We start from the raw sequence: 26,419 nt of genomic DNA, 5'->3' as shown, positions 1-26,419 counted from the left end.
GTAGTCTCCTTACCAGTGCCAGCCGGCACCGATGCCAGCGCCGAAGTTGCTCTGAGAATCACCCGTCACCTTGCCCTGGATAACAAATCGACCATTATCGGAAAGGCGCGATACACCAACCGAAATGGCGGTCTCACCCTCGTAGGTACCGGTACCTACGCCCACCATGCTCTTGCCGGGCATCCAGGCCTGGGGAACAGTACTCGCCGCAATAGCACTCGCGCTACCTGCATTTGCGTTCTTTTCCACTTCATTGATGCGTCCGTGGACATTGTTAATCTCTTGAGCAAAGCGCTGGTTGAGCTCCTGCATCTGACCAACGTTTACGGCATCGGTAGGTTCGCCCCCTGGGGCCACGTTGGTGACCCGTTTGCCCCCCCCGTCGATACCATCGACCGTCATGCTGGGGCCGCCTTCGATCGTCACACCCTGGTCACTGACCGTGGTCCTTCCGGCAGACACACTATCGACATTCAACTCCTGATTCAGAGTCACCTGCACCCCATCATCGGAGGTCCGTGTCGTGATGTTGTTATCGCCGGTGATGGCTACGGTATCGCCCAGCTTGCGGTTCACAGCATCACCTTCATCGGCTGCGAAGTCCATGCCACCATCCAGGGAGTTATTGATATCTCCAATCTCTTCCTTGACATCGTAAAGCTGGCCACCATTCACGGCATCCGTGCTGTCAGCACTGACTTCTCCCCTGCCAACACCGGCAATGATGGTATTACCATCTCCATCGACATTGTCCTTATCGATGGTGACAGAGCCAACATCCATCTTGTCGAACTCCACCTCGTCAGCGGTAGCAACTTCATAGATGGTCTGGCCGTCACTACCGGTCGACTCGGTGACAGAGATATTCTTGCCCTCCGTGACCTCGGTCTTGGCTGCCGCCACATCATCTCCGATATCACCGGCCACCTGTTGGAGGTCACTCACATTCACGGCATTCATCAGGTCATCACCGCTGATCTGATCCAGCGACTGACCACCCAGGCCACTACCTACGTTAGTGATCTGCATGCCACCAGCATTGATACCGCTAACGGTCACGCTCGGCCCGCCAGTGATGGCCAAACCAGTTTCGTCCAAGGCTACATCATCACCAACGCGCACACCGTCGCCGTTCATGATGGTGTCACCGGTGGCAATACTTCCCTCAGTACCGTCTAACGTGATGGCACTGTCGCCTTCGCCCAGGGTGATAGTGTCGTTCAGGGCCACCTGAATCTCCCCAGCATTATCGGTACCGGCCTGTGCCACACTGATGTTGCTATCACCCTGGAAGTCCACCGACCCCTCCGGCCCGATGTTCACCTCATTGGAGCCAGAGCCGGTCAAGTTCCAGCCGGCGTTGGCGACCTGCTGTACGTCATACAGCTGACTACCGTTGATGGCATCGGTGCTGGTCTCGCTGACATCACCCGCGGCCACGCCGGTGATCTTGCTTCCGCCCGCGTCGATACCGCCAGCCGTGACGCTCGGCCCACCAGCGATCTCAAGCCCCGTATCGCCCAGACTCACATCATCGCCAACGCTGACACCGCCTCCATTCACGAGGGTATCGCCGACGCCAATCTCGCCCTTCTCGCCATCAACGTTGATCGCGGTTTCGCCATCACCCAGCGTGATGCTATCAGCCAGGTTGAATGCCAGATTGGTGCCGTCGCGGTTGATAACAACGTTGCCGTCCTCGCTGGTGAAATCCACTACTTCACCGGGGCCAACATTGTTGCTGCCGTCTGACTGGGCACCCTCACCATCCACCGACACGCTCCAACCAGCGTTGGCCACGGTATAGACCTGACCTAACTGGTCTTCTGTAGCCGCCTGACCACTGGTGAAGTTATCCGGATCGAACGTCGTGTTGGTCAACCCACCGATGGTGCCGCTGTTGGCATCAATCACGATCTCGTTGGCCGAGCCAGTGGTCGGGTTAGCCGCCAGTGTGATCATGCCCGCTTCTACCGAGGTGGTGGCCGTCGGATTCGCGGTGCTGTCGTTTACCACCAGCCCCTCGGTGTCGAGCGACGCATCTCCTGCGGTGACGCTGTCCACATTCAGGTCGCGGTTCAGGGTAATGTCGATCTGACCATCATCCTCCGCACCGTTCTGCGCCACGCTGATGTTGCCGTCGCCCTGGAAGTCCACGTTACCGTTCGGCCCGATGTTCACCTGATTGGCACCGGAACCGCTCAGGTTCCAGCCGGCGCTGGCGGTCTGGTTGACCAGGTCCAGCTGCTCCTCGGTGGCTGCACGTCCTGCCTGGGCGAAGTCGGCACCGTCGAGGTCGGTGTTGGCCAGGCCCGTGATATCACCGGCGCCACCATCCATGGTGATGCTGTTACCACCACTGGTCACATTGATACTGCCGGCGCTTACCTTGGTGGAGTTGGTACCGTCATCGAGGGTCAGTCCATCGGTATCGAGCGTGCTGTTGCCGGTAGTGATGCTGTCGACGGCAATGTCGTCGTTCAGCGCGACCTGGACCTTGGCGTCATCGTCAGCGCCAGACTCGGTGACAGTGACATTGCTGTCGCCGTCAAAGGTCACCTGGCCGTTGGGACCGATGTTGTGGCTGTTGCCGTTGGTGTCGGCCACGTTCCAACCGGCATTGGCGGCGGTGTTGGCCGAGCGGATGGCGTCATCGATGGTGCTCTCGCCGGTACCGCCCACATCACTCATGCTGAAGTCGTTGCCGGTGTAGTTGGCATTACCGCCCAGCACGTTGCTGGCCAGGCTGTCGCCCGCCGCCTGCAGCTGGCTGCCGTTGATAGCATCGCTGCTGGTGCTGTTGATGGCGCCATCGGCCACACCGGTGATCGTGTTGCCGGCCGCATTGATGCCGCCGGAGGTCACGCTCGGCCCGCCCGCAATGGTCATGCCGTCGGCGCCGTAGGCGGTGCTGTTGATGCCATCGGTAACGCTGGTGCCGGTCGCGGCCACCTCGGTGACATTGCCGGCGCCGTCGTCGACGGTCAGCCCATCGGTGTCGAGCGTGCTGTTGCCGGTGGTGACGCTATCGACGGCAATATCGTCGTTCAGCGCGACCTGGACCTTGGCGTCATCATCAGCACCAGACTCGGTGACAGTGACGTTGCTGTCGCCGTCGAAGGTCACCTTGCCGTTGGGGCCGATGTTGTGGCTGTTGCCGTTGGTGTCGGCCACGTTCCAGCCGGCATTGGCGGCGGTGTTGGCCGAGCGGATGGCGTCATCGATGGTGCTCTCGCCGGTACCGCCCACATCACTCATGCTGAAGTCGTTGCCGGTGTAAGCGGCATCACCGCCCAGCACGTTGCTGGCCAGGCTGTCACCCGCCGCCTGCAGCTGGCTGCCGTTGATGGCATCACTGCTGGTGCTGTTGATGGCGCCATCGGCCACACCGGTGACCGTGTTGCCGGCCGCATCGATGCCGCCGGTAGTAACGCTCGGGCCACCGGCAATAGTCATGCCGTCAGCGCCGTACTCGGTGCTATTGGTGCCGTCATCGACGATCAGGCCATCGGTGTCGAGCGTGCTGTTGCCGGTGGTGACGCTGTCGACGGCAACATCGTCGTTCAGCGCGACCTGGACCTTGGCGTCATCATCAGCACCAGACTCGGTGACAGTGACGTTGCTGTCGCCGTCGAAGGTCACCTTGCCGTTCGGGCCGATGTTGTGGCTGTTGCCGTTGGTGTCGGCCACGTTCCAGCCGGCATTGGCTGCGGTGTTGGCTGACTTGATGGCGTCATCGATGGTGTCTTCACCGGTGCCGCCCACGTCACTCATGGTGAAGTCGTTACCGGTGTAATCGGCATTGCCGCCCAGCACGTTGCTGGCCAGGCTGTCACCCGCCGCCTGCAGCTGGCTGCCGTTGATGGCATCGCCGCTGGAGGCGTTGATGTCGCCATCGGCCACGTTGGTGACCTTGTTGCCAGCCGTATCGATACCGCCGGTGGTAACGCTCGGGCCACCGGCAATGGTCATGCCGTCGGCGCCGTACTCGGTGCTGTTGGTGCCATTGGCGACGCGGGTACCAGCGGTTGTCACCTCGGTGATATTGCCCGCGCCATCGGCGACGGTCAGGCCATCGTTGTCCAACGTGCTGTTGCCGGTGGTGACGCTGTCGACGGTAATATCGTCGTTCAGCGCGACCTGGACCTTGGCATCATCATCGACACCAGACTCGGTCACCGTGACGTTGCTGTCGCCGTCGAAGGTCACCTTGCCGTTCGGGCCGATGTTGTGGCTGTTGCCGTTGGTGTCGGCCACGTTCCAGCCGGCATTGGCTGCGGTGTTGGCTGACTTGATGGCGTCATCGATGGTGTCTTCACCGGTGCCGCCCACGTCACTCATGGTGAAGTCGTTACCGGTGTAATCGGCATTGCCGCCCAGCACGTTGCTGGCCAGGCTGTCACCCGCCGCCTGCAGCTGGCTGCCGTTGATGGCATCGCCGCTGGAGGCGTTGATGTCGCCATCGGCCACGTTGGTGACCTTGTTGCCAGCCGTATCGATACCGCCGGTGGTAACGCTCGGGCCACCGGCAATGGTCATGCCGTCGGCGCCGTACTCGGTGCTGTTGGTGCCATTGGCGACGCGGGTACCAGCGGTTGTCACCTCGGTGATATTGCCCGCGCCATCGGCGACGGTCAGGCCATCGTTGTCCAGCGTGCTGTTGCCGGTGGTGACGCTGTCGACGGTAATATCGTCGTTCAGCGCGACCTGGACCTTGGCATCATCATCGACACCAGACTCGGTCACCGTGACGTTGCTGTCGCCGTCGAAGGTCACCTTGCCGTTGGGGCCGATGTTGTGGCTGTTGCCGTTGGTGTCGGCCACGTTCCAGCCGGCATTGGCGGCGGTGTTGGCCGAGCGGATGGCGCCATCGATGGTGCTCTCGCCGGTACCGCCCACATCACTCATGCTGAAGTCGTTGCCGGTGTAAGCGGCATCACCGCCCAGCACGTTGCTGGCCAGGCTGTCGCCCGCCGACTGCAGCTGGCTGCCATTGATGACATCGCCGCTGGAGGCGTTGATGTCGCCATCGGCCACGTTGGTGACCTTGTTGCCAGCCGCATCGATGCCGCCGGTGGTAACGCTCGGGCCACCGGCAATGGTCATGCCGTCAGCGCCGTACTCGGTGCTGTTGGTGCTGTCGGTGACGCTGGTGCCAGCGATTGTCACCTCGGTGATATTGCCCGCACCATCGGCGACGGTCAGGCCATCGTTGTCCAGCGTGCTGTTGCCGGTGGTGACGCTGTCGACGGTAATATCGTCGTTCAGCGCGACCTGGACCTTGGCATCATCATCGACACCAGACTCGGTCACCGTGACGTTGCTGTCGCCGTCGAAGGTCACCTTGCCGTTGGGGCCGATGTTGTGGCTGTTGCCGTTGGTGTCGGCCACGTTCCAGCCGGCATTGGCGGCGGTGTTGGCCGAGCGGATGGCGTCATCGATGGTGCTCTCGCCGGTACCGCCCACATCACTCATGCTGAAGTCGTTGCCGGTGTAAGCGGCATCACCGCCCAGCACGTTGCTGGCCAGGCTGTCGCCCGCCGCCTGCAGCTGGCTGCCGTTGATAGCATCACTGCTGGTGCTGTTGATGGCGCCATCGGCCACGCCGGTGATCGTGTTGCCGGCCGCATCGATACCGCCACTGGTGACGCTCGGGCCACCGGCAATGGCCATGCCATCGGCGCCATACTCGGTGCTGTCGGTGCCATCGCTGACACTGATGCCCGCGGTCGTCACCTCGGTGACATTGCCGGCACCGTCGTCGACGGTCAGCCCATCGGTATCGAGCACACTGTTACCGGTGGTCACGCTGTCGGCTGTGAGGTTGGCGGCCAGATCGAAGGTGACATCGTTATCGGTGGCGGTCTTGCTGACCACGATATTGCCATCACTGTTATTCAGATCGACGCTGTCGTTCGGCCCCACATTGGTCGAGTTGCTGCCCTGGGCACTGATGTCCCAGCCGGCATTGGCGGCAGTGTTGGCCGAGGCGATCGCCTCGTCGATAGTGTTCTCACCGGTACCGCCCACATCACTCATGGTGAAGTCGTTGCCGGTGTAGTCGGCATTACCGCCCAGCACGTTGCTGGCCAGGCTGTCGCCCGCCGCCTGCAGCTGGCTGCCGTTGATAGCATCGCTGCTGGTGCTGTTGATGGCGCCATCGGCCACGCCGGTGATCGTGTTGCCGGCCGCATTGATGCCGCCGGAGGTCACGCTCGGCCCGCCCGCAATGGCCATGCCCTCGGCACCGTAGGCGGTGCTGTCGGTGCCATCGCTGACACTGATGCCCGCGGTCGTCACCTCGGTGACATTGCCGGCACCGTCGTCGACGGTCAGCCCATCGGTATCGAGCACACTGTTACCGGTGGTCACGCTGTCGGCTGCCACACTATCGACCGTAATGTCGTCATTCAGCGCGACCTGAACCTTGGCATCATCGTCAGCACCAGACTCGGTCACCGTGACGTTGCTGTCGCCGTCGAAGGTCACCTTGCCGTTCGGGCCGATGTTGTGGCTGTTGCCGTTGGTGTCAGCCACGTTCCAGCCGGCATTGGCGGCGGTGTTGGCCGAAGCGATCGCCTCGTCGATGGTGTTCTCGCCGGTACCGCCCACGTCACTCATGGTGAAGTCGTTGTCGGCATAGGCAGCATCACCACCCAGCACGCTGCTGGCCAGACTGTCGCCTGCCGCCTGCAGCTGGCTGCCGTTGATGGCTTCACTGCTGGTGCTGTTGATGGCGCCATCGGCTACGCCGGTGATCGTGTTGCCGGCCGCATCGATGCCGCCGGAGGTCACGCTCGGCCCGCCCGCAATGGTCATGCCGTCGGCGCCGTAGGCGGTGCTGTCAGTGCCATCGCTGACACTGGTGCCCGCGGTCGTCACCTCGGTGACATTGCCGGCACCGTCGTCGACGGTCAGCCCATCGGTATCGAGCACACTGTTACCGGTGGTCACGCTGTCGGCTGTGAGGTTGGCGGCCAGATCGAAGGTGACATCGTTATCGGTGGCGGTCTTGCTGACCACGATATTGCCATCACTGTTGTTCAAATCGACGCTGTCGTTCGGCCCCACATTGGTCGAGTTGCTGCCCTGGGCACTGATGTCCCAGCCGGCATTGGCGGCGGTATTGGCCGAGGCGATCGCCTCGTCGATGGTGTTCTCGCCGGTACCGCCCACGTCACTCATGGTGAAGTCGTTGTCGGCATAGGCAGCATCACCACCCAGCACGCTGCTGGCCAGACTGTCGCCTGCCGCCTGCAGCTGGCTGCCGTTGATGGCTTCACTGCTGGTGCTGTTGATGGCGCCATCGGCTACGCCGGTGATCGTGTTGCCGGCCGCATTGATGCCGCCGGAGGTCACGCTCGGCCCGCCCGCAATGGCCATGCCCTCGGCACCGTAGGCGGTGCTGTCGGTGCCATCGCTGACACTGATGCCCGCGGTCGTCACCTCGGTGACATTGCCGGCACCGTCGTCGACGGTCAGCCCATCGGTATCGAGCACACTGTTACCGGTGGTCACGCTGTCGGCTGTGAGGTTGGCGGCCAGATCGAAGGTGACATCGTTATCGGTGGCGGTCTTGCTGACCACGATATTGCCATCACTGTTGTTCAAATCGACGCTGTCGTTCGGCCCCACATTGGTCGAGTTGCTGCCCTGGGCACTGATGTCCCAGCCGGCATTGGCGGCGGTATTAGCCGAGGCGATCGCCTCGTCGATGGTGTTCTCGCCGGTACCGCCCACATCACTCATGGTGAAGTCGTTGTCGGCATAGGCAGCATCACCACCCAGCACGTTGCTGGCCAGACTGTCGCCTGCCGCCTGCAGCTGGCTGCCGTTGATGGCATCGCTGCTGGTGGCGTTCACATCTCCGTCGGCCACGCTGGCAATAACCTGATCACCGGCATCGATGCCACCGGAGGTCACGCTAGGGCCACCGGTAATGGTCATGCCGGCGGTGCCGTACTCGGTGCTGTTAGTGCCATCGTTGACGGTGAGGCCGCCGGTGTCGAGCACGCTATTGCCGGTGGTGACACTGTCCAGCTCGGTTAGGTTGCGCGCCATTACCAGGTTGAGCTGATTGCCGTCGCTATCCACGCGCAGGTTGGCGCCACTGGAAGCCTCGCCCAACGCCAGCCCACCGGAAACCGTCAACGGGGTGGTGTCTCCCAGCGTCTTATCGATGGCCCCCCCGGTGTTACCGGCAAAGCTCAGACCGTCGGCCTGGGTCGCGATTTCATTACCGTCATAGGTGACAGTATCCCCGGCCACGACGAAGGTATCACCACCAACCGTCAGGTTGTTGGTCGTGACGCTGTCACCATCGACAACGGTATCGCTACCGACGCTGACGCTTCCGTCGACGCCGATATCCTCCGCGAGGTTGAACACCAGGTCGGTGCCCGCGCGGCTGATGGCGATATTGCTGTCGGTACTGCTGAAATCCACCGAGCCGCCGGGCGCGACATTGGCACCGGCATCATTGTTGGCGGTGACATCCCAGCCCTGAGCGGCATACTCGATGGCATCGTTGAGGGTATCTTCGCCGGTGCCACCCACATTGTTCATCGTGACCTGGTGGGTCTGCGGATCATAGGCAGCGTTGCCACCCATCACGGCGGCCACAGAACCGCCGGCAGTGTCCAAGTTGTCGGCCAGTGCATCGACTGCCTGGTTGGTGCCATAAAGCTGGCTGCCGTTGACGGCGTCGGTACTGGCAGCGCTGACGCGTCCGGCGGCGACGTTAGTAAGAGTACGCTCTTCACCCAAGCCCCCCACGCTAACAGTCGCTACAGGAGAGGTGCCCGCGAAGTCGTAGGTATTCTTGTCGACCGTCATTTCATCAGTGGAGACTGGCGCCGCTGTGACCGCGTTGCTCCCCAGGGCCACCGAGCCCTGGTGGTTGGCCAGGGCTCCAGCGCCGATCGCCGTGGCGGACTGGGCGTCGGCGCGCGCCCCGGAGCCCATGGCCAAGGCCTCGATGCCCTCCGCTTTGGCGCTCTGGCCGAAGGCGGCGGCGTTCTGCGCGGTGACCCCTGCGCCGGCCCCGACGGCTAGGCCGCCCTGGGCGGTGTCCGAGGCTTCGGCCCCATCGCCGATCGCCGTGGCGGACTGGGCGCGAGCCTGGGCCTCGACGCCGAGCGCCAGCGCATGCTCTTCGTCCGCACGGGTCTCATTGCCAATCGCGATACCTCCAGAGTTGCGCAAAGGGTCGAGGTTATTGGGATCATCGAAGCCTGCCTGGGCTCCAGTGCCCATGGCGATACCGTCGCTGGCATATCCACGCGCATCCGTACCTGATGCGATGGCATTGGATCCACTCGCGGAAGCCCTGGTACCGCTGGCCTGAGCATCGGTACCGCTGGCGCGGGCATCGGTGCCACTGGCCTGAGCATTAGAACCGCTCGCCTGAGCTCTGGTACCGCTAGCCTGAGTGTCGACGCCACTGGCGTTGGCATCGGTGCCGCTGGCCTGAGCGTTGGCGCCACTGGCGCTGGCACGGGTGCCGCTGGCCTGGGCGCTGACACCACTCGCCCGGGAGCCTGTACCGACAGCCATGGCGTCATCCGCCGTTGCCTCGGCATTATCACCCTGTGCCATAGCTCTTTCGGCATTTACGAGGGAATCTCTGCCGATAACGATCCCTTCGCGCGCTGTCGACTGGGAGTCCGTACCGATGACGATGGAGTTTTGGACATTAGTACCATCCTGGTCGTCCGACTCAGAGCGGGTACCAATAACGATCGAGTTTGTGCCACGGCTTTGCGAGTCCGCGCCAATGGCCACGCCGCTTTCGTCGCGCGCTTCGGTCTGTTGGCTGCCGATGACGACCGAATTATCGTTTAGCGCCTGGACATCGTGGCCCAGAACAACCGAGGAAGCCCCTTCCGCCGATACGCTGGAGCCAATCGCTGTCGCATCGTCGGCCCCATTACTGGTAGAGGCATCCGGACCAATCGCTAATGACCTGACGCCTAGCGCCCCACTGTTATCTTTGTTGCTCCTGTCGGTGCCGCCATCCCCGATACTGACATAAGACAGCAAGTTCTGATCGATCTGGTCCTGAAGATCCAGGATCACGCCATCGGCGAAGTCAGGATCCGTCAGGTCGATATTATTCACTGCATACTGTAGCTGCCGTACGTTTACCGCATCAGTGTCCTGTGCGCCATCCTCCACATTAACGATACGCCGCGTCAGGCCTGTCTCGCTATTCCCCACAGAAACGGCGCTGCCCGAGAACGCACGATTGGTCAGATAGCTACTTCCATTAACATCACTTTGTAAGGCCTGGGTGCCAGAGCCCAAGGCAATATAGCCGGTGGCTGCCTCAGCGTTTTCACCCAAGGCCACGCCTGCACCACTCGTTGCTGCACCACTACCCAATGCAAGACCGTTGGTGCCGGAAGCGACAGCCTCGTGACCGATGGCAACGCCATCGGTACCCGCCGAGGCATCCTCGCCGATGCCCACAGCGCGATTCTTCCCTCCCCCATCAGCATTGTTAGCATTCAAACCAATGCTGATATTACTGTCACCTTCCAGGCTGTTACCAGCCCCGGAGCCAAAGGAAATGTTGTCGTTCCCATCGGCAGCATTGCCCGCACTGCTTCCCATTGCCACATTACGTTGGCCGGCAACGTTCTGACCAGCCTGGGCGCCGATGGCGATATTATTTACCTGATCGTTGGCTGTAGCAGCATTTGTACCAACGCCTGCTTCCTCACCGATCGAAATATTGTTTGTAGCGGCCGCCACGGCATCTTTACCTAAAGCAATGCTAACCGCACCACCTGCTTGCGCCCCAGCGCCTGCGGCGAAGCTGTTGGCACCGCTCGCGGTGGCATTATTGCCGCCGGCGAAGCTGTTGGCACCGCTCGCAGTGGCGCCGGGGCCAATGCTGACGGCGCCACCTGTGGCGGTCGCATTGCGGCCGATGCCAACCGCATTACTTGACGCGCTGGCCCTATCTCCGATGGCAACGCTGGAGTCACCGGCTGCGATGGTGCCGACGCCAAGCGACACACTGTTCTTGCCCGAGGCAAGGTTGGCGCCGGCCTTCAACGCACTGATAAACTGATTGACGCCGTCTTCGTCCACCGCCACACCGGCAATTTCGGTAATCTGGTCTGAACCGGTGGGGTTGTAGGTCCCATCGGGGTTGAGCGGCGTGCCGATTGCCGTCACCGGTACGCCATTGATCGACGTCAAGTCGGCGCCATCAACAGCCAAATCCAGAATCGTGATGGGATCGCCAGTCGTACCAATGGAAGTGGCATTCTCACCCAGGGCTAGAGTTTGCTTGCCTAAGGCAATCGAGTTTTCGGCCTTCGCCTGCGCTTGGTTGCCAATGGCCGTTCCGGACTCCAAGGCCGCGTTGGCCTGGTTCCCCACCGCCAAGGTGTTGCCCGCCTCGGCACGGGCCTGGTTGCCCAGGGCAATGCCGTTGTCTGCCAAGCTGCTAGTCGTGGCACTCAATCCTGCGGCTAAGCTGTTGGTGCCGCCAGCGACGCTGCTGGGGCCAATGGCGACAGACTCAGAGCCGTTAGCCTGAGCATCAATGTCGTCAGAATTCGCACGAAAATATTTGACGCCTGGGGAGTTCTCATCGACACCCAGATTGGTCAGAGAATCGTTGATTGTAATGATGTCGGTTTCATTGTCACCGACTCGGGTGTCGAGATTGCCAAGATCGGTATCCAGGCCCGCTATATCAGTTTCATTAGTGGCAACGCGACCATCGAGGGCCGTGATGGCCGACTCATTGTCACCGACTCGGGTGTCGAGATTGCCAAGATCGACATCCAGGCCCGCAATATCAGTTTCATTAGAGGCAACGCGACCATCGAGGCCCGTGATGGCCGACTCATTGTCACCGACTCGGGTGTCGAGATTGCCAAGATCGGTATCCAGGCCCGCTATATCAGTTTCATTAGAGGCAACGCGACCATCGAGGCCCGTGATGGCCGACTCATTGTCACCGACCCGGGTGTCGAGATTGCCAAGATCGGTATCCAGGCCCGCTATATCAGTTTCATTAGTAGCAACGCGACCATCGAGGCCAGTGATGGCCGACTTATTGTCACCGACTCGGGTGTCGAGATCGCCAAGATCGACATCCAGGCCCGCAATATCAGTTTCATTGGTGGCAACGCGACCATCGAGGCCCGTGATGGCCGATTCATTGTCACCGACTCGGGTGTCGAGATTGCCAAGATCGGCATCCAGGCCTGCAGTATCAGCTTCATTTGTGGCAACGCGACTATCTAAGCCCGCAATATCAGTTTCATTGGTGGTAACGCGCCCATCCAGGCTCGTGATGGCTGACGCATTGTTACCGATACCGGCAATATCACTGACTGTGGCAACATCCTCGCCACCGACGGTGAGCGACCCAGTGATAGTAGCGGCTCTACTCACCTCTAGGGCGCCAAGAATCGCGTCGTCGTTGATCGTCAGGTTGTCGAAAGTGGCGTCCTCTGCGGTAGCCATAGCACTCACCCCACTACCGACCAGTCCTATCGCCACGACCAAGGGGCGCAAGATACCTGCAGGTAAGACTTTCACAGCTTCCGCTGGCACCACCTGGAGCCGCTGCCCACTTGGCTTACCCTTAGAGTGAGCCGCCTCCGACGTAACTACCAGGCGGCCAAGAGTGCTGTTCCAGATGACTTTAAATATCTTGTTCATACTCACCTACGAGGTATCGTTCTAATTGACTGACGCGACCTTAGTTTGTATTGCAGCAAGCAAACCACCCCGACCCAAAAGGGTAGTTTGATACAAGGCCTCAAATTTTCTACTTGTCGGGTCCCGTGTGATTAACCACCCGCTTGGTAAATAAGTCAGGCCGTTTAGTCTGCCATTCTTTCATCATCGCAATGGGCGATTGATGGTGCAGTGCCTTCTGCGGTATGTGGTGATTGTACAGCCAAGTGTAGCGTTTCAGCGTCTGTTCCAGGTCCTCGCCTGAGGCATAGCGCCGAGTCGCCAGCACGTGGCTGATGCGGCCGTTGAAGCGCTCCACCATGCCGTTCGTTTGCGGCTTTCCCGGCTTGATCAGGCGGTGTTCGATGTCATGTGCCTGGCACTCCTGGTCAAACGGATGCCGGCCGCTGGGCTTGCGCTCACCTGCACGTGTGAAGCGATCGGTAAAGGATTTGCCGTTGTCAGTCAGCACCGTCTGGATCTTGAAGGGCGCCTTCTCTTCCACCTGCTTCATGAACGCGCGAGCATCCTTCGCGGACTGGCTGCTTCGGATCTCCAGATACACCCAACGCGTGGCGCGATCGATCATGGACATCGTCACGGTACCGCCAACGCCGTATGGTCGCGGTGGCGACACCATACTGGCGGGCCAGCTCGCTATCCGTGATGCCGGAGGGCGCTGCCTGGATCTCGGCCCGGATCTTCGGTGTCGTGGTCGCTTGTTTATGCAGCTTGATGTCCATGAACTTGCTCCCGAATGAATTGCTGAAGAAGCTCCCTCGCTGCTAGCAGAGGATAACTTCTATAGGCGATCTGATCATCCGGGACACTACATCTACTGAAAATCAACACGATATTAAATATTTTTTCAAATACTTAATGATACACAAAAAATCACACTTCAGCAATCATATTTACCTAGATTTGTAGAATAAGTGCGCGCTAGCCATTCAGAGCCTCGTCTTGTGCGATAGAGAGCTTCGAGAATACTAATCTTGCCCGGCGGCAGTGAAGCGGATCCGGGAATTCGGACTAGGCGCTAAGCTCTGACCAGACCGACTAGGAGAACTTGATCATGAGCAGGAAACGTCGACAGTACAGCGGTGAGTTCAAAGCCAGGGTAGCCCTAGCCGCCCCCAAGAGGAACAGATCACGTCGGAGATCGCGGCCCGCTTCGAGATCCATCCAACCATGGTGAGTCAGTGGAAGCGCGACCTGCTGGACAACGCCACCGGCGTCTTCAAGGGCAGAGTTCCAGTAAAACCGCCCAAAAGACCCAGGAGGAGATCGATACGCTCTATCGCAAGATCGGCAAGCTGACGGTGGAACGGAATTTTTGTCACGCAGGCTCGATCGTTGAGTCGGGCCCAGCGCCTGACAATGGTCGAGCCGCAAGCGCCCGGCATCAGCCTCCGACGTCAGTACCAGCCACTCGGTATCAGTCGCTCCTCGATGTACTATCAGCGAAAGGCGCTACGAGCCTATGATCTGGAGCTAATGCGTCTAATTGACGCGGAATATCTGCGCACACCGGTCTATGGCTCACGACGGATGTCAGCCTACCTCAATCGCCTGGGACACGCAGTGAGCCGCAAGCGCGTTCAGTGATTGATGCGCGGGATAGGGCTACAGGCTTTTATGGCTCTTCGACGTTTCATGTGGATTTGGCTTCATCCAGCATGCGCCCCACGGGGCTGCCGATCAGGTAGATCATCGCAATGAAATTGCTTTCGTTTCGGTAGCCGCGAGCGCGAGATCTGGCAGCCTGAAAGAGGCCATTCATGCCTTCCAGACGTGCGTTCGTCAGGCCTGAATACCAGCGCCTCACAACCTGGTCGGCATGTCGCTCCAACGTATTGAGTGCTTTTACCACTGGCTTGAGAAGCGTGTGGCCGGCGACTGCCTCACGCATCACATTGAGGTAATTCGTGATGCGCCAACGAGCCCCGCGCGCTGTCGGTGCGCGACGAATCCACCTCAGCTTTTCCTTGATGATCCATGCATTCGCGGTAGCCCCTTGGTCAGCAACCAGCTCCCGGAGGGCGACCATCTGCTTTTCCGTCAGGTTGTGGTTATCCATGCTTTTCAGCACTGCCCAGCGCAGGGCCTTGGGATGGTTTTTTCTCGACGTTCCCGCTTACGCACTTCATCCAGCGCCTTGGTGAACGTCTGCACGATATGGAACCAGTCAACCGTCACTCGAGCATCAGGAAGATGTTCCGCAGTGCCATTGAGGAAGGCCGGTGACATGTCACACACGACTTCAACCCGCCTTATTCACGAGGGCGCTGATTGAGCGGTCTGAAGGTACTGGCTGTTGGCATTGCTTATCAGGATTCGCCTCTTCAGCGCGAGTGGCTGTTGAGTAATGCCAGAACGCAGCCCTTTTCCTACTTACTTAGTAACTATTCAGGTGGCTGCGGATGGCATGTCGCCAACCACCTGATTTTTTTGGCATAGTGTGCCTGATCCTTCGGCACGTCTATGCGGTGACATGACCATCAGCGATATCAACGTCGACGAGGCCCTGGAACGGGTCCGGCAGCAGCTCAAGGAAGACCACACGGTCTCGCCTTCCTTGCGTGCTGCCATCGACGTGCTGATGCTGCTGGTCAAGCTGATGGCCGACCGACTGGCCACCAGCAGCCGCAACAGCAGCAAGCCGCCGTCACAAGACCCCAACCGCCAACGCCGTTCCCGGGCCAAGGGCGAGCGTCGCCCTGGCGGGCAACCGGGTCACGAAGGCAAGACGCTGGCGCCGGTCACCGATCCCGACGAGATCGTGTCGTTGCGCGTCGATCGCCGCACCTTGCCCAAAGGGCGCACCTATCGCTCGGTCGGCATCGAAACGCGCCAGGTGCAAGACATCGTGATCCAGGCCGTCGTCACCGAGTATCGCGCCGAGGTGCTGGAGGACGATCTCGGGCGGCGCCATGTGGCGCCGTTTCCCGACGGCGTGACCCGCCCGATCCAGTATGGCCCACGTCTCAAGGCGCATGTCGTCTATCTCTCGCAGTATCAGTTGCTGCCCTATGCCCGCATCCAGGCGCTGCTGGCCTCACAGTGCGATCTATCGCTGAGCACCGGCACGCTGTTCGCCTTCAATCAAGAGGCCTATCAGCGCGCCGAGGCGTTTGCCGAGTGGGCGATCCCGGCGCTGAGGCAAGCCGCGACCGTGCATGCCGACGAGACCGGGATGCAGGTCGGCGGCAAGCGCTACTGGCTGCACAGCGCCTCGAATGACGCCCTGACCTACTTGGCGCCTCACGCCAAGCGAGGTCAGGAGGCCATGGATGCCATCGGCATCCTGCCCTATGTCCAGGGGGTGCTGGTGCATGATCACTGGAAGCCTTACTACCGCTACGCGGATTGCCGCCACGCACTTTGCAACGCCCATCACCTGCGTGAATTGACTGCGGCCTGGGAAAATGACCACCAAAAGTGGGCCAAGGCGCTGCATGATCTGCTGCTGGAGATGCATCAGGCCGTTGACGCTGCCGGTGGCACGCTCTCGCCCGAAGAGGCGCAACGCTGGCGAGTCCGCTATCGGCAGTGCCTGACAGAGGGTGAGACCGAGTGTCCGCCACCGATCCCACCACCACCGGGAAAGCGCGGTCGTGCCAAACGTACCAAGGCACGTAACCTGCTCGAACGTCTCCAGGCGTACGAGGACGACGTGCTGCGTTTCCTCGACGACCCCGCCGCGCCCTTCACCAATAACCAAGGGGAGCGTGACCTGCGGATGACCAAGGTCCAGCAGAAGATTTCAGGCTGTTTCCGCTCCTGGGAAGGTGCCGAGATCTTCTGCCGGATGCGCAGCTTCCTCTCGACGGCGGTCAAGCAGGGCCTGGCAGCGCACACCGCACTGGAACAGTTGTTTGCCGGTGAAGTGCCCGAATTCATGCGTCGGGACGGCCTGGATCAGGCAGCGTGACCTGAATAGTTACCTTACTTATAGCTCTTTGGAATCAATGGCGGCCGTCCAAGCAGCCGTGATCGCCTACCGCCGCTCCGGTCGCTCGCTTTCTGATGCTGTGGTGGTCTCGCAGGAGCGTCAGCTCAGTGCGGTCAGCTTCGGCAACCCCTTCAGCAGCGTCGGCCACCACTTGTCGGCGGCGGCACCCAGATGAACGGTGATTCGCCGAGCGTGCAGTCTCAGCGTGGCGGCGACCTTCAGCACCTGCTCGCGCATCCGGCTGAGGCTCCAGCCTTGCCGGGTCTGCCGCTCCAGCAGGCAGCGCAGGCCATGCAGGACCTGGTAGGCGTAGAGGCTGAGCAGCAGGCTCACCTCGTTGCGTGCCATCACGTCCTGAACGGTGGAGGCGCCGCGATCGGTCGACGAGAGGTGCACGTCGAGCGCCGACTTCACCTCGCCCATGTGCGCCTCGGCGCTGCCGCGCTTGCGGTAGAGCGCCAGGACCTTCTCCGGCGGCCAGTCGAACTTGCCGAGGTTGGTGACCAGGAAGAAGGCATGCAGCAGCAGGTCATCGGGGCGTTCCTGCACCACCAGCACCACGCGACGCGGTGCCGACCAAGAGCCCGCTTGATACTCCAGATCGTGGCACCACTCGCGAGGCTGCTCGGGTGGCCGGCCGGGTGGCCGCTTCAGGTGCGGTGCCGCCAGTTTCTGCAGGCCGGAGTGACTGCGCAGTCGGCCCAGGTACTCGATGTCGCACTCTTCCAGGGCCTCCAGCGTCGCGTTGTCGGTGAAACCGGCGTCGATGCGCACCCGAACCTGGGCGCCGGTGCTCTCGTTGAGTCGCCGCACCAGATGCGGGATCCAGGTGTCGGCGTTCTCGGCCGGGCCGGCGTTGCCCTCGCGCAGCAGGCCGCCCACCATGTCGCCGGTTTCTGCCAGCGAGGCGACCAGCGGTGAATAGATCCGCGCGCCGTACAGGCCATGATAGGCCGAGCCGCCCTGGTGGCCGTGGACCTCGATCGGCAGGCCGTCGATGTCCAGCGTCAGCTGCTTGGGGCGCTCGCCGTTCTTCAGCGCGGTCAGGCGCCAGATCACCAGTCGCAGCAGGCCTTCGTGCACGGCATCGATATTGTCGCAGCGCCCGAGGCAGGTCAGCAGCCGCGACAGCGTGGCTTGAGACGGCCGGTCCTGGGCCAGGGGCGTCATGCCGCGTGCATCGCTGCAGGCCAGCTGCCAGAGCGGATCACGGCGCAGCGTGTCGGTATCGCTGAGGTCGATCCAGCCCATCGCCCGTTGCAGCACCAGGGTACGCAACTGGCTGGCCAGCGAATGAAGGATGCGCAGCGGGTGGCGTCGATCGACCAGATTGTCTTCCAGCGCCTCAATCACGCCGCTGTTGTCGAGGGCCTCACGCAACAGCAGAGCGCCGCTGTCGCTGGTAGTGCGCTGGCCGCTCAGCTCAACACGGACAGCGCCGTTGCATGAGGGCGTCCAGGTGGATAGGCTTTCACCCATAGCGGATGGCTCTCTTGGTTCAGATTCTTGGCGGAACACACTGAATTTTCAAGAGAATACTGAGGTGGTCCCCGAAATCAGGACCAGGCGTTAAGCTCTGATCATGACGATTGGAGACGATGATCATGAGCAGGAAACGCAAGCAGTACAGCAGTGACTTCAAGGCCAAGGTGGCTCTCGCAGCCCTCAAGGGCGATCAGACAACGTCGGAGATCGCCGCCCGCTTCGAGATCCACCCCACCATGGTCAGCCAGTGGAAGCGTGAACTCCTGGACAACGCCACGGGCGTCTTCGAAGGCAAGGATGGTAAAGCCGCCCAGAAGAGCCAGGAGGAGATCGACACGCTTTACCGCGAGATCGGCAAGCTGACGGTGGAACGCGATTTTTTGTCGCGCAGGCTCGATCGTTGAGCCGGGCTCAGCGCTTGGCCCTGATCGAGCCGCCATCCTCCGACACTCCCAGCCTGCGCCGGCAGTGCCAATTGCTCGGTATCAGTCGCTCATCGCTATACTACCAGCGCCGTGAGTTACTCGCCGAGGACCTGATGCTAATGAGGCTGATCGACGAGGAGCATCTGCGGACGCCGGTCTACGGCTCCCGGCGGATGACGACCCATCTCAACCGCTTGGGGCACACGGTGAACCGCAAGCGGATCCGTCGCCTGATGCGGCAGATGGGGCTGCACGCGGTGTACCCGAAGCCGCGCACCAGCCAGTCTGGCGTGGGGCATCGGGTCTATCCTTACCTGCTCAGGGATCGCGTCATCGATCGTCCCAACCAAGTCTGGGCCACTGATGTGACGTATATCCCAATGGCGCGAGGGTTCATGTACCTGGTGGCCATCATGGACTGGCACAGTCGCCGTGTGCTGGCCTGGCGGGTATCGAACACCCTGGATACGGACTTCTGCATTGACGCACTGGAGGAGGCCCTGGACCGCTATGGGCCGCCGAGCATCTTCAATAGCGATCAGGGCTGCCAATTCACCAGCCAGGCGTTCACCGAGGTACTGAAGGCCCATGGCGTCCGGATCAGCATGGATGGAAAAGGCTGCTACCGGGACAACATCTTCGTCGAACGGCTCTGGCGTAGCGTGAAGTACGAGTGCGTCTATCTGAAGGCCTTCGAAGATGGTGCCCACCTACGCCGGGAGCTGAGGAAGTACTTCACTTGGTACAACCGTCAGCGGCCCCATCAAGGGCTGGACGATGCGACACCCGATGAGGTGTACTGCGATCAACCACTGACCCAGGCGGCCTGACGCCTGATGATGATCCGGTCAGAGCTTAAATCGTCTGTCAGGTGGTCCAACGGATGGGGTCCACTTCATACCATCCGCTATCTTCGTTTTCGGGCCGGCCTCATGAATAAGCCGGGATATGCTGGAGGATCGTACCCAAAAGAGACTAGATATAGCTCTTCGTGACGAAAAGCCATGAAGTAGAGTAGCTCATTATTTACAATCGACAAACCGCTAGACTGAAAAAAAACCGTGGAACAGCATGGTTGCATCTTGCTGAGCATTAGCACGATGAGCGTCCAGCGGGAATGGGAACTACAACGTATGAGGGAGATATGGCAACAGCAAGGCAGGATTTCGAGCGGTTCGTCGGGTGGCTTTATCAAGAAGACAAGCAGGTCCCGGCCGATGTCCGGCGCCTAGCCCATCTTGCATTGGAGAATTTCGATATGCTGGCTGGGACATCTCGCCAACGTAGCCAGCGTGCCAGCTATCTGGTAGAACTGATTCGAGAAAATCTAGCACAAACTGCTGATACGCCGCCCCAGATCCAACCCGATGGTGTCGTTGATGCATGGCCTTGGGCTCGACTTAGCCACCTCACGCTCGGGCCATTTCGGGGCTTCCTCCATCCCGAACCATTCGACCTCCAAAACCAGGTCGTTCTTTTCTATGGACCGAACGGCAGTGGCAAGACAAGCCTGTGCGAGGGGCTAGAATATGCACTGCTGGGGGAAGTTGAAGAAGCGGGTGCCAAGCGAATCGCTGCACGAACCTATCTTTCCAACGTCCATGCACAGTGCTATGAGCCGCCGATTCTCAAGGCTACCAGTCATCAGGGCCAGGAAATAGATGTAGTCGCTAATGCAGACATGTACCGATTCTGCTTCATCGAGAAGAACCGGATCGATGCCTTCTCCCGGATTGCCGCTCGCCCCAACAACCAACGTGCTGAATTGATCGCCACCTTGTTTGGTATGGATCAGTTTAATGACTTTGTCAGTCACTTCAACGAGAGTATTGATGGTCAGCTTGTCCTTCCTCCAGCTAAGCAGACCGAGCTGGCAGATTTGCGTGCGGCTCTGGAGACCGATAAGGCGATTGTTGATGGCGAACCCGACACGCGTCATCGCCTAAGGGACGAGGAAGCGGCGCTGGCGATGTCTTATGCCGAAGGCACAGACTATGCTGGCCTCAAGGAACTGATCGGGAGCGCCGAGGCACCAGGCCGCTTACAGGAACTGAACAAACTGCTTGATGCCGTTCCACCCTCTATCATCGGCGTTAAGCGTCAGACGATGCTCGATGCTTTTGAAAAGGCACATCAATGCCAGCAGGACCTGAATGAGATCACTTCAGAGTTGCAGTCTCAAAGCAATCAGGTGTCTTTCAAGGCATTGTACGATGCTGTGCTTGCGTTACAGCAAACGGTGGGCGAACGCTGCCCCGCCTGTGACACCCCACTACAAGGAACCGTTCATGTCGTTGCCAATCCATACGAAAAGGCAACTACAGGCCTATCGGATTTGCGCTCTTTGAGCGAATTGCAACAACGACAATACAATGCCCAACAGGCTCTCACCCAAGCATCGCGCGAGCTGCGGGAGATGATGACACGTTTGGAAAACTTCATTGATCAGCAACAGGAACAACCCTGCGAGGCCAAACAGTACCTCTCCGGATTATCCGCCGATCCGGAGGGTATCTGGTGGGCCACACTTTACCCACTATCCGAAGGCGACAACGCCAAAGCAGATCTTCTTGAACAGTTGCTCGGTATTGCCGATTCCATCGACGCCCAGGATACGATGTCGCAACATATGCAACAAGAACGGGCACCTCTCGTTGCCGAAAGACAACGCTTGCTCGACTTCCAGCTGAAGGTGCAAGCGCAAGACCAGAAGGATAAGGAGCTGGCAGACGCGATTGATAAAGCAAAGGCGAGAATTGCTGCATTCGATACAGATCATGCAGAGCTAATTTCCCTGGCCAAACAGGAAGAGCAGGACATCATACGAGACACAGGTTTTAAAGAAACTTATGACCGTTTCTTGAAGGAATTGAAATCGTATCGTGAACAGCTTCCGGGGCAATTCCTTGCTGGACTCAATGAAATGGCTCTGATGCTCTATAACGAGTTCAACCAGAATGATCTGGATGCAGACAAGCTCGCTAGTTTGCACCTTCCCTTGACGAGCGAAGACAAGATCGAGATCGCCTTTCGAGGTAACCCTACACAAATGGTGAATGCCCTGCATGTATTGAGTGAGGGTCATATTCGATGCCTTGGGCTAGCCATCCTGATGGCCAAGGCTAAGAGCATAGGAAGCCCCTTGATAGTGTTCGACGACGCCATCAATGCCATTGATCACGACCATCGAAGAGGGATTCGCGAGACGATATTCGAGAGTGAGCATTTCGATCGAACACAGATCATTGTGACGTGCCACAGCAACGAATTTATCAAGGACATTCAACAACATCTTCCCAGGCCGCGCCGAGAGGACTGTCAAGTATACCTGTTCAAACACCATACGGGGGACAATCAACCGCGGGTTGTCAACAACGTCGCGACTCGCAACTACATCGCAAAGGCTCGGGCCGCACGCGAAACACTCAATGATCGCGAAGCGTTGGGGGCATCCCGGCAGGCCTTGGAAATGCTCTCTAATAAGGTATGGCAGTGGCTAGTGCACCATGAATTGGGGCTGCTGACAGTGCCACTGGCAAGGGCCGGCGCCGAACCTGACTTGCGAAATCTGTGTGAGGCGTTGCTAAAAAAACTGCGGAAAGCGCACACGTTTGATCATGCTAACAAGGACCCACTAATTGAAGCTTATGGCCGCATCATCGCCATTTCTGAGTCCAACCTGATCTGGACATACCTCAACAAGGGAACACACGAAGAGGCTGACCGTGACGACTTTGATAGTGATGATGTGGAGTCGGTCGTGCAGACCCTCGAGCAGATCGATTGTCTCGATTTCAGACGGCCGCGTTAGAACGTATTATGCAGAGTCTCACCTCGTCTAAAGCTAGGTGACAAACCAAAATTGCATGCTACAGTGCCAATCTGCTCCGTCTCATCTTGGTTGATCGCCCAGCTTCTTGCAAAGTGAGTCTGTTCGTCGCCAACCACCGACCTTGAGGTCTAACCCTATGGCCCGAACGAATGTGTTCAGGGCCTCAGGGATTTACCCTAGCAGCTGAATAAGCTGACGATAGCGTCACTCATATCTGACTTGATCAGCAACCAAGCCAACTCTTGCACCTTCAATTGATCCGTTTCATACTCAAGCTGCACCCGTTGGCTGCTGACGGCAACAGCAGCGCCCTTTGCCCTTCGGGGCAGCCCGCAAGCCGTAACGCATCCCGAGAGACGGCGCCCGCAAGGGCTGGATGCTACCTCACCCTACCAGGGAGACTCTCCCTGGACGGGAGTCTCCCATCTAATATAAGGAGATTCCCATGCAGCTAGGCATTGCCTTGTACAACGCCTTGCGTTCTGCCGATATCTCGGATGAGAAGGCAATGGATGTCGTCAATGCTCTGGAGAGCGAGATGAATCAGCACCTTGCAACCAAGCATGACCTGAAACAGGAGATCAGTCAGTTGGAAACCCGGCTGACCGTTCGGTTTGGCGGCATGATTGCTGGCTCTGTCGGCGTTCTCAGTATCGTCATGGCCGTGTTGAAGGTCTTCGGCTGACCCAACCGCTTTGATCTACCTCTGTACTTCTACCCATCTGGGGACACATCCCCAATGGGGATGGTGTGTCTCCCGGATTTGATCCACTGGAGCATCACCATGAAGAAGAATCCACTCAAAGGCTCTCGAGCCCTACTCCTCTCCGTTCTGGTTCCGCTTATGTTTCCGCAGGTCATACCTGAGCCACTCCGGTGGATCTGGTTGACGCTTGTCGCCCTGGTGGTGCTCAAGCGCCTCGGAATCATCAGCTTCGGACTCGATCGACGTGCATGCGATGAAGATGAGACGACTTCCACGAAGTCCTCTGCCTCCCATCAAGACGGCGTTACGCATCGAGGAGAGATCGTTGCCCATGGCAGCGCTCCCTATCAGTTCGATGAGGCAAACCGCCTCAGCTATTACATCACGCTGCGAAATGAGCGTGGTGATGACAGGACCGTGTGGGGTATCGATCTCAAGCGCGTGGCGCAAGAGACCCCGCTGGCGGTTGGAGACACCGTTGCGCTCGAGTTTCTCGGACGTGAAGCGGTAGTCGTCAAACAGCCGGTTCGCAATGAACAGGGGCATGTCGTGAATCATCGCAAGGTGAGCACGCATCGCTATTCCTGGAAGGCACACGTTCTGCCGGTATAAACCAAGCGGTATCCACCCCAAGGGGAAGATCCTTCCCTTTGGGGCGAGGTGCTTCCCCTTTTTTGTTCAATCGAAGGAGAAGCACGATGAAGTCTGCTACGACTCAACATGCCGTTCCTCGCCTCGATGTCACTACCAAGGCCATACATCGCGGCCTGTGCCCATCGAATCGGAATTGCATGGTCCACATGGAGCAGCCTCTGCTGAACGAGGTTGTCATGTTATCTGCCGCTACCTCAGCACATGAGCGTGTGCCTGGGGTGTTCTGGTTGGATCTCATAGACGGCTTCATGGACAGCGCGAGAGACCAACTCGCCGGTGTTCCTTCGGGCTGTCGTGCCTTTGACTGTGAGGTCGAGGTACACGGCAACCCCAGCGTCAGCAACTTGCCATGCTCACTGCGGGTTCATGTCGAGGTGCAGCGCTTCTGGCACAAGCAAGTGCTGGTGTTCTCTCTGGCCGGTCACAGCGTCATGGCTGCCTGACCCTCCCTTTATCCACAACATAGCCCGGCTCGCCGGGCTTTCTCTCCTACCCCGACCGGGATGCGCTCCCGGTGGGGGCCTCTCGGTCGTCATCTTGAGGATCTAATGATGGCCGACATCTACCAGGCAATCACTGACCGGATTCTGGAAAGCCTTGAGCAGGGAGTTCTTCCCGGAGTCGGGAAACCCTGGGATCCGTCCAGTCGAACGCCACTCATACCCTGCAATGCCGTCTCTGGGCGCCAATACAATGGCATCAACGTGCCGCTGCTTTGGGATATGGCCGACAAGCGCGGCTTCTCCCAAGATCGTTGGCTGACCTTTCGCCAGGCGAAGGAAGCCGGAGGCACGGTACGCAAGGGCGAGCGAAGTACGCTTGCCTGTTTCTACAAACCCATGAAGCGGGAGATCGTCGACGACGCAGGCGAGGCCGTTCTGGATGAGGAAGGCAACCCGAAGGAGAAGCATTTCGCCATCCTGCGGGGGTTCAACCTCTTCAACATCGATCAGTGCGATGGACTTCCAGACGAAGTCACGAACCCGCCTGCCACCATGATTGATGGATTCGAGAGCGTGGATGCTTTAGATGACTTCATCAATGGCTGTGGCATCAAGGTCGTGCACTCACTGGATCGTGACGTTGCTGGCTATTACCCCAAACAGGACCGTGTACTGCTGCCAGCAAAGGAGCGGTTTCATGACGCCGAGGGGTATTACAGCGTCGCACTGCATGAACTCACGCACGCTACTGGGCACGAATCACGCCTGGCGCGTCCCGGTATCACCGATCCCGACGCGACGTTTGGCTCGCCAAAGTACGCGCTCGAGGAGCTGGTCGCACAGCTGGGCAGCGCCTTTCTGTGCGGGCACTTCGGTATCCGAAACGAGGCTTTCGACGCCGCCTACATCGCCAGCTGGATCCAGGCGTTGAAGGATGACAAGAGGGCCATATTTCGGGCAACCGGCGCGGCACGCCTGGCAGCGGAGTTTCTGAAGCAAGCGCATCAGGAAACCCGTGTACCGGCATCCTCTGACCAGGAAAGCACTGAGGCTATGCCGATGCGCCGACCTAAAGCGGATGACCAGGACATTGAACTGTTCGGACATCAGTGGCCGCTGGGTAACAGCGTCAAGTTGGATGCCACTGTCGATCGAAGCACGCTTAGGGCGCAGATTTTGCGTCTGAAACAGCTCGGCTATGAGTTTGATGGAGCGACGCAAACCTGGAATTACAAAGCTGCGGCTGCAGCCTGATCACTGAACCAAGGAGATTTCTCATGAATCCCGTCTTTTCGGCACTCACTGAATCGCAACTTCGTACAGTTGAAGACGTGTTATCCAATGATGAGACGTCGACCGACGAAGAGCTGCTCGAGTTTTTCATCGAAGAAGGCATACCGGTGACGCCGGCGCGACAGGCAGTATCCCTTCGCGACGACTACCTGACCCGGATCTTCGAAGAGGGCTACACACCGATACGTGCAGGTGAGAACGCACGTTTCTATGACCCGCAATCCCGTCAGTTCAAGCGGGCCTGATCACATTCATTTCCCCGAGGGGCGACGCCTGCCCCTCGGGGGGAGCTCGCCCCTTTTCCTTATCTCGGAGGCGAGCATGACGACTCAACCCAGGCTCCGGCGCCTCGAAGAGGCCCCGGAGCTGTTTCTGGACAGCTACGTCGCCGATGGCGACAACGCAGTGTTTCTTTCCCTCTGGGGACGGGATACCGCGATCCATGAACTAATGGCCAAGTTGACGCTGCCGATCAGCGAAGGCGGTCTCGACAGCCTGACCCTGATGGGAGAGCGGCCAGTCCGGCTGCGCATGAATCGCGACCGACTAGGGAAGCGCACCACGCGGACCTATCGACAAACGCGGTTCGGCAGTCTGCTGAACCTCTGGTTGTTCGATCAGCGTTGTCAGGAGCCGGATCGAGCCAACCGACAGTGCTACGCCATCTTCAACGAACGAGATCCCCGACAGGATAAGAGCGCGATGCTCTGGTCGCGACTGCGGGATCTGGCGGCATATCCGCTCCTGGATCATTGGCGATCGACGATCGTGCAGTTGCTCCTCGAGCATGAAGCCATCCGCATGCTCGACCAGACGTCCGAGCGTCTGTCCGGCGTCTGGATCGATCTTTCGCTGGCTTCGGCTCAGGAGGCGATTGGCCACCGCATTCAGTCCGGTGAACTCACCATCCAATAATCCAGG

12 protein-coding genes and 2 pseudogenes are annotated in these 26,419 nt (G+C 59.5%); 10 read left to right on the top strand and 4 right to left on the bottom strand.

The genetic code is table 11. The features are described 5' to 3' along the window. Nucleotides 1–9: 9 nt before the first annotated feature. The gene (locus R5R73_RS02100; RefSeq protein WP_322528632.1) at nt 10–12,687 is read right to left on the bottom strand and encodes a YadA-like family protein; all 12,678 of its coding nucleotides are present in this window, start codon (nt 12,685–12,687) and stop codon (nt 10–12) included. A 109-nt stretch (nt 12,688–12,796) separates the two neighbouring features. After that, nucleotides 12,797–13,291: pseudogene (locus R5R73_RS02095) on the bottom strand (integrase core domain-containing protein); the annotation flags it as partial. Nucleotides 13,292–14,085: 794 nt separating this feature from the next. On the opposite strand from R5R73_RS02095, the gene R5R73_RS19260 reads away from it, so the two are divergent. After that, complete coding sequence (locus R5R73_RS19260) at nt 14,086–14,313, top strand: IS3 family transposase (RefSeq protein ID WP_416221231.1); 228 nt, start codon at nt 14,086–14,088, stop codon at nt 14,311–14,313. Nucleotides 14,314–14,359: 46 nt separating this feature from the next. Here R5R73_RS19260 and R5R73_RS02090 read toward each other — a convergent pair. Next, nucleotides 14,360–14,955: pseudogene (locus R5R73_RS02090) on the bottom strand (ISL3 family transposase). A gap of 244 nt (nt 14,956–15,199) precedes the next feature. Between R5R73_RS02090 and tnpC the strand changes: the two are divergent. After that, complete coding sequence (tnpC, locus tag R5R73_RS02085; protein WP_023004967.1) at nt 15,200–16,639, top strand: IS66 family transposase; 1,440 nt, start codon at nt 15,200–15,202, stop codon at nt 16,637–16,639. A 120-nt stretch (nt 16,640–16,759) separates the two neighbouring features. Here the strand turns inward: tnpC and R5R73_RS02080 are convergent, their stop codons facing one another. Next, on the bottom strand, nt 16,760–18,139 hold the full coding sequence (locus tag R5R73_RS02080; RefSeq protein ID WP_416221211.1) for an IS1380 family transposase: 1,380 nt from the start codon (nt 18,137–18,139) through the stop codon (nt 16,760–16,762). A 125-nt stretch (nt 18,140–18,264) separates the two neighbouring features. Here R5R73_RS02080 and R5R73_RS02075 point away from each other — a divergent pair. From R5R73_RS02075 to R5R73_RS02035, 8 genes are all read left to right on the top strand, one after another. After that, nucleotides 18,265–19,400 (top strand): IS3 family transposase gene (locus tag R5R73_RS02075; RefSeq protein ID WP_322528243.1). Its coding sequence is split into 2 segments (ribosomal slippage): nt 18,265–18,535 and nt 18,535–19,400, totalling 1,137 coding nucleotides; the frame shifts between segments, so codons are not numbered across the junction. A 314-nt stretch (nt 19,401–19,714) separates the two neighbouring features. Further along, nucleotides 19,715–22,381, top strand: a complete 2,667-nt coding sequence (locus R5R73_RS02070) for an AAA family ATPase (RefSeq protein ID WP_322528630.1) — start codon at nt 19,715–19,717, stop codon at nt 22,379–22,381. Nucleotides 22,382–22,847: 466 nt separating this feature from the next. Continuing rightward, nucleotides 22,848–23,087 carry a hypothetical protein gene (locus tag R5R73_RS02065; RefSeq protein ID WP_035415460.1) on the top strand — a complete coding sequence of 80 codons (240 nt, stop codon included), beginning with the start codon at nt 22,848–22,850 and terminating at the stop codon, nt 23,085–23,087. Between the two features lie 99 nt (nt 23,088–23,186). Then, complete coding sequence (locus R5R73_RS02060) at nt 23,187–23,720, top strand: hypothetical protein (protein ID WP_156961575.1); 534 nt, start codon at nt 23,187–23,189, stop codon at nt 23,718–23,720. Between the two features lie 86 nt (nt 23,721–23,806). Further along, nucleotides 23,807–24,205 (top strand): hypothetical protein, encoded by a 399-nt coding sequence (locus R5R73_RS02055; protein ID WP_035415462.1) that lies wholly within the window; start codon nt 23,807–23,809, stop codon nt 24,203–24,205. A 108-nt stretch (nt 24,206–24,313) separates the two neighbouring features. Then, the gene (locus tag R5R73_RS02050) at nt 24,314–25,459 is read left to right on the top strand and encodes a DUF3275 family protein (RefSeq protein ID WP_416221210.1); all 1,146 of its coding nucleotides are present in this window, start codon (nt 24,314–24,316) and stop codon (nt 25,457–25,459) included. A gap of 23 nt (nt 25,460–25,482) precedes the next feature. Then, the gene (locus R5R73_RS02040; RefSeq protein WP_035415463.1) at nt 25,483–25,743 is read left to right on the top strand and encodes a hypothetical protein; all 261 of its coding nucleotides are present in this window, start codon (nt 25,483–25,485) and stop codon (nt 25,741–25,743) included. Between the two features lie 76 nt (nt 25,744–25,819). Further along, nucleotides 25,820–26,413 carry a hypothetical protein gene (locus tag R5R73_RS02035; RefSeq protein ID WP_035415465.1) on the top strand — a complete coding sequence of 198 codons (594 nt, stop codon included), beginning with the start codon at nt 25,820–25,822 and terminating at the stop codon, nt 26,411–26,413. The last annotated feature ends 6 nt before the right edge of the window (nt 26,414–26,419 follow it).

The organism is Salinicola sp. LHM (assembly GCF_034479735.1).
GTDB classification, from domain to species: Bacteria; Pseudomonadota; Gammaproteobacteria; order Pseudomonadales; family Halomonadaceae; genus Salinicola; species Salinicola salarius.
This window is presented reverse-complemented; position numbering and strand designations above follow the sequence as displayed.

Excerpts from the sequence above, each read along its gene's own strand:
- R5R73_RS02100 (WP_322528632.1), bottom strand. The coding sequence starts at position 12,687 with ATGAACAAGATATTTAAAGTCATCTGGAACAGCACTCTTGGCCGCCTG.
- R5R73_RS19260 (WP_416221231.1), top strand. The coding sequence starts at position 14,086 with ATGGTCGAGCCGCAAGCGCCCGGCATCAGCCTCCGACGTCAGTACCAG.
- tnpC (WP_023004967.1), top strand. The coding sequence starts at position 15,200 with ATGACCATCAGCGATATCAACGTCGACGAGGCCCTGGAACGGGTCCGG.
- R5R73_RS02080 (WP_416221211.1), bottom strand. The coding sequence starts at position 18,139 with ATGGGTGAAAGCCTATCCACCTGGACGCCCTCATGCAACGGCGCTGTC.
- R5R73_RS02070 (WP_322528630.1), top strand. The coding sequence starts at position 19,715 with ATGGCAACAGCAAGGCAGGATTTCGAGCGGTTCGTCGGGTGGCTTTAT.
- R5R73_RS02065 (WP_035415460.1), top strand. The coding sequence starts at position 22,848 with ATGCAGCTAGGCATTGCCTTGTACAACGCCTTGCGTTCTGCCGATATC.
- R5R73_RS02060 (WP_156961575.1), top strand. The coding sequence starts at position 23,187 with ATGAAGAAGAATCCACTCAAAGGCTCTCGAGCCCTACTCCTCTCCGTT.
- R5R73_RS02055 (WP_035415462.1), top strand. The coding sequence starts at position 23,807 with ATGAAGTCTGCTACGACTCAACATGCCGTTCCTCGCCTCGATGTCACT.
- R5R73_RS02050 (WP_416221210.1), top strand. The coding sequence starts at position 24,314 with ATGGCCGACATCTACCAGGCAATCACTGACCGGATTCTGGAAAGCCTT.
- R5R73_RS02040 (WP_035415463.1), top strand. The coding sequence starts at position 25,483 with ATGAATCCCGTCTTTTCGGCACTCACTGAATCGCAACTTCGTACAGTT.
- R5R73_RS02035 (WP_035415465.1), top strand. The coding sequence starts at position 25,820 with ATGACGACTCAACCCAGGCTCCGGCGCCTCGAAGAGGCCCCGGAGCTG.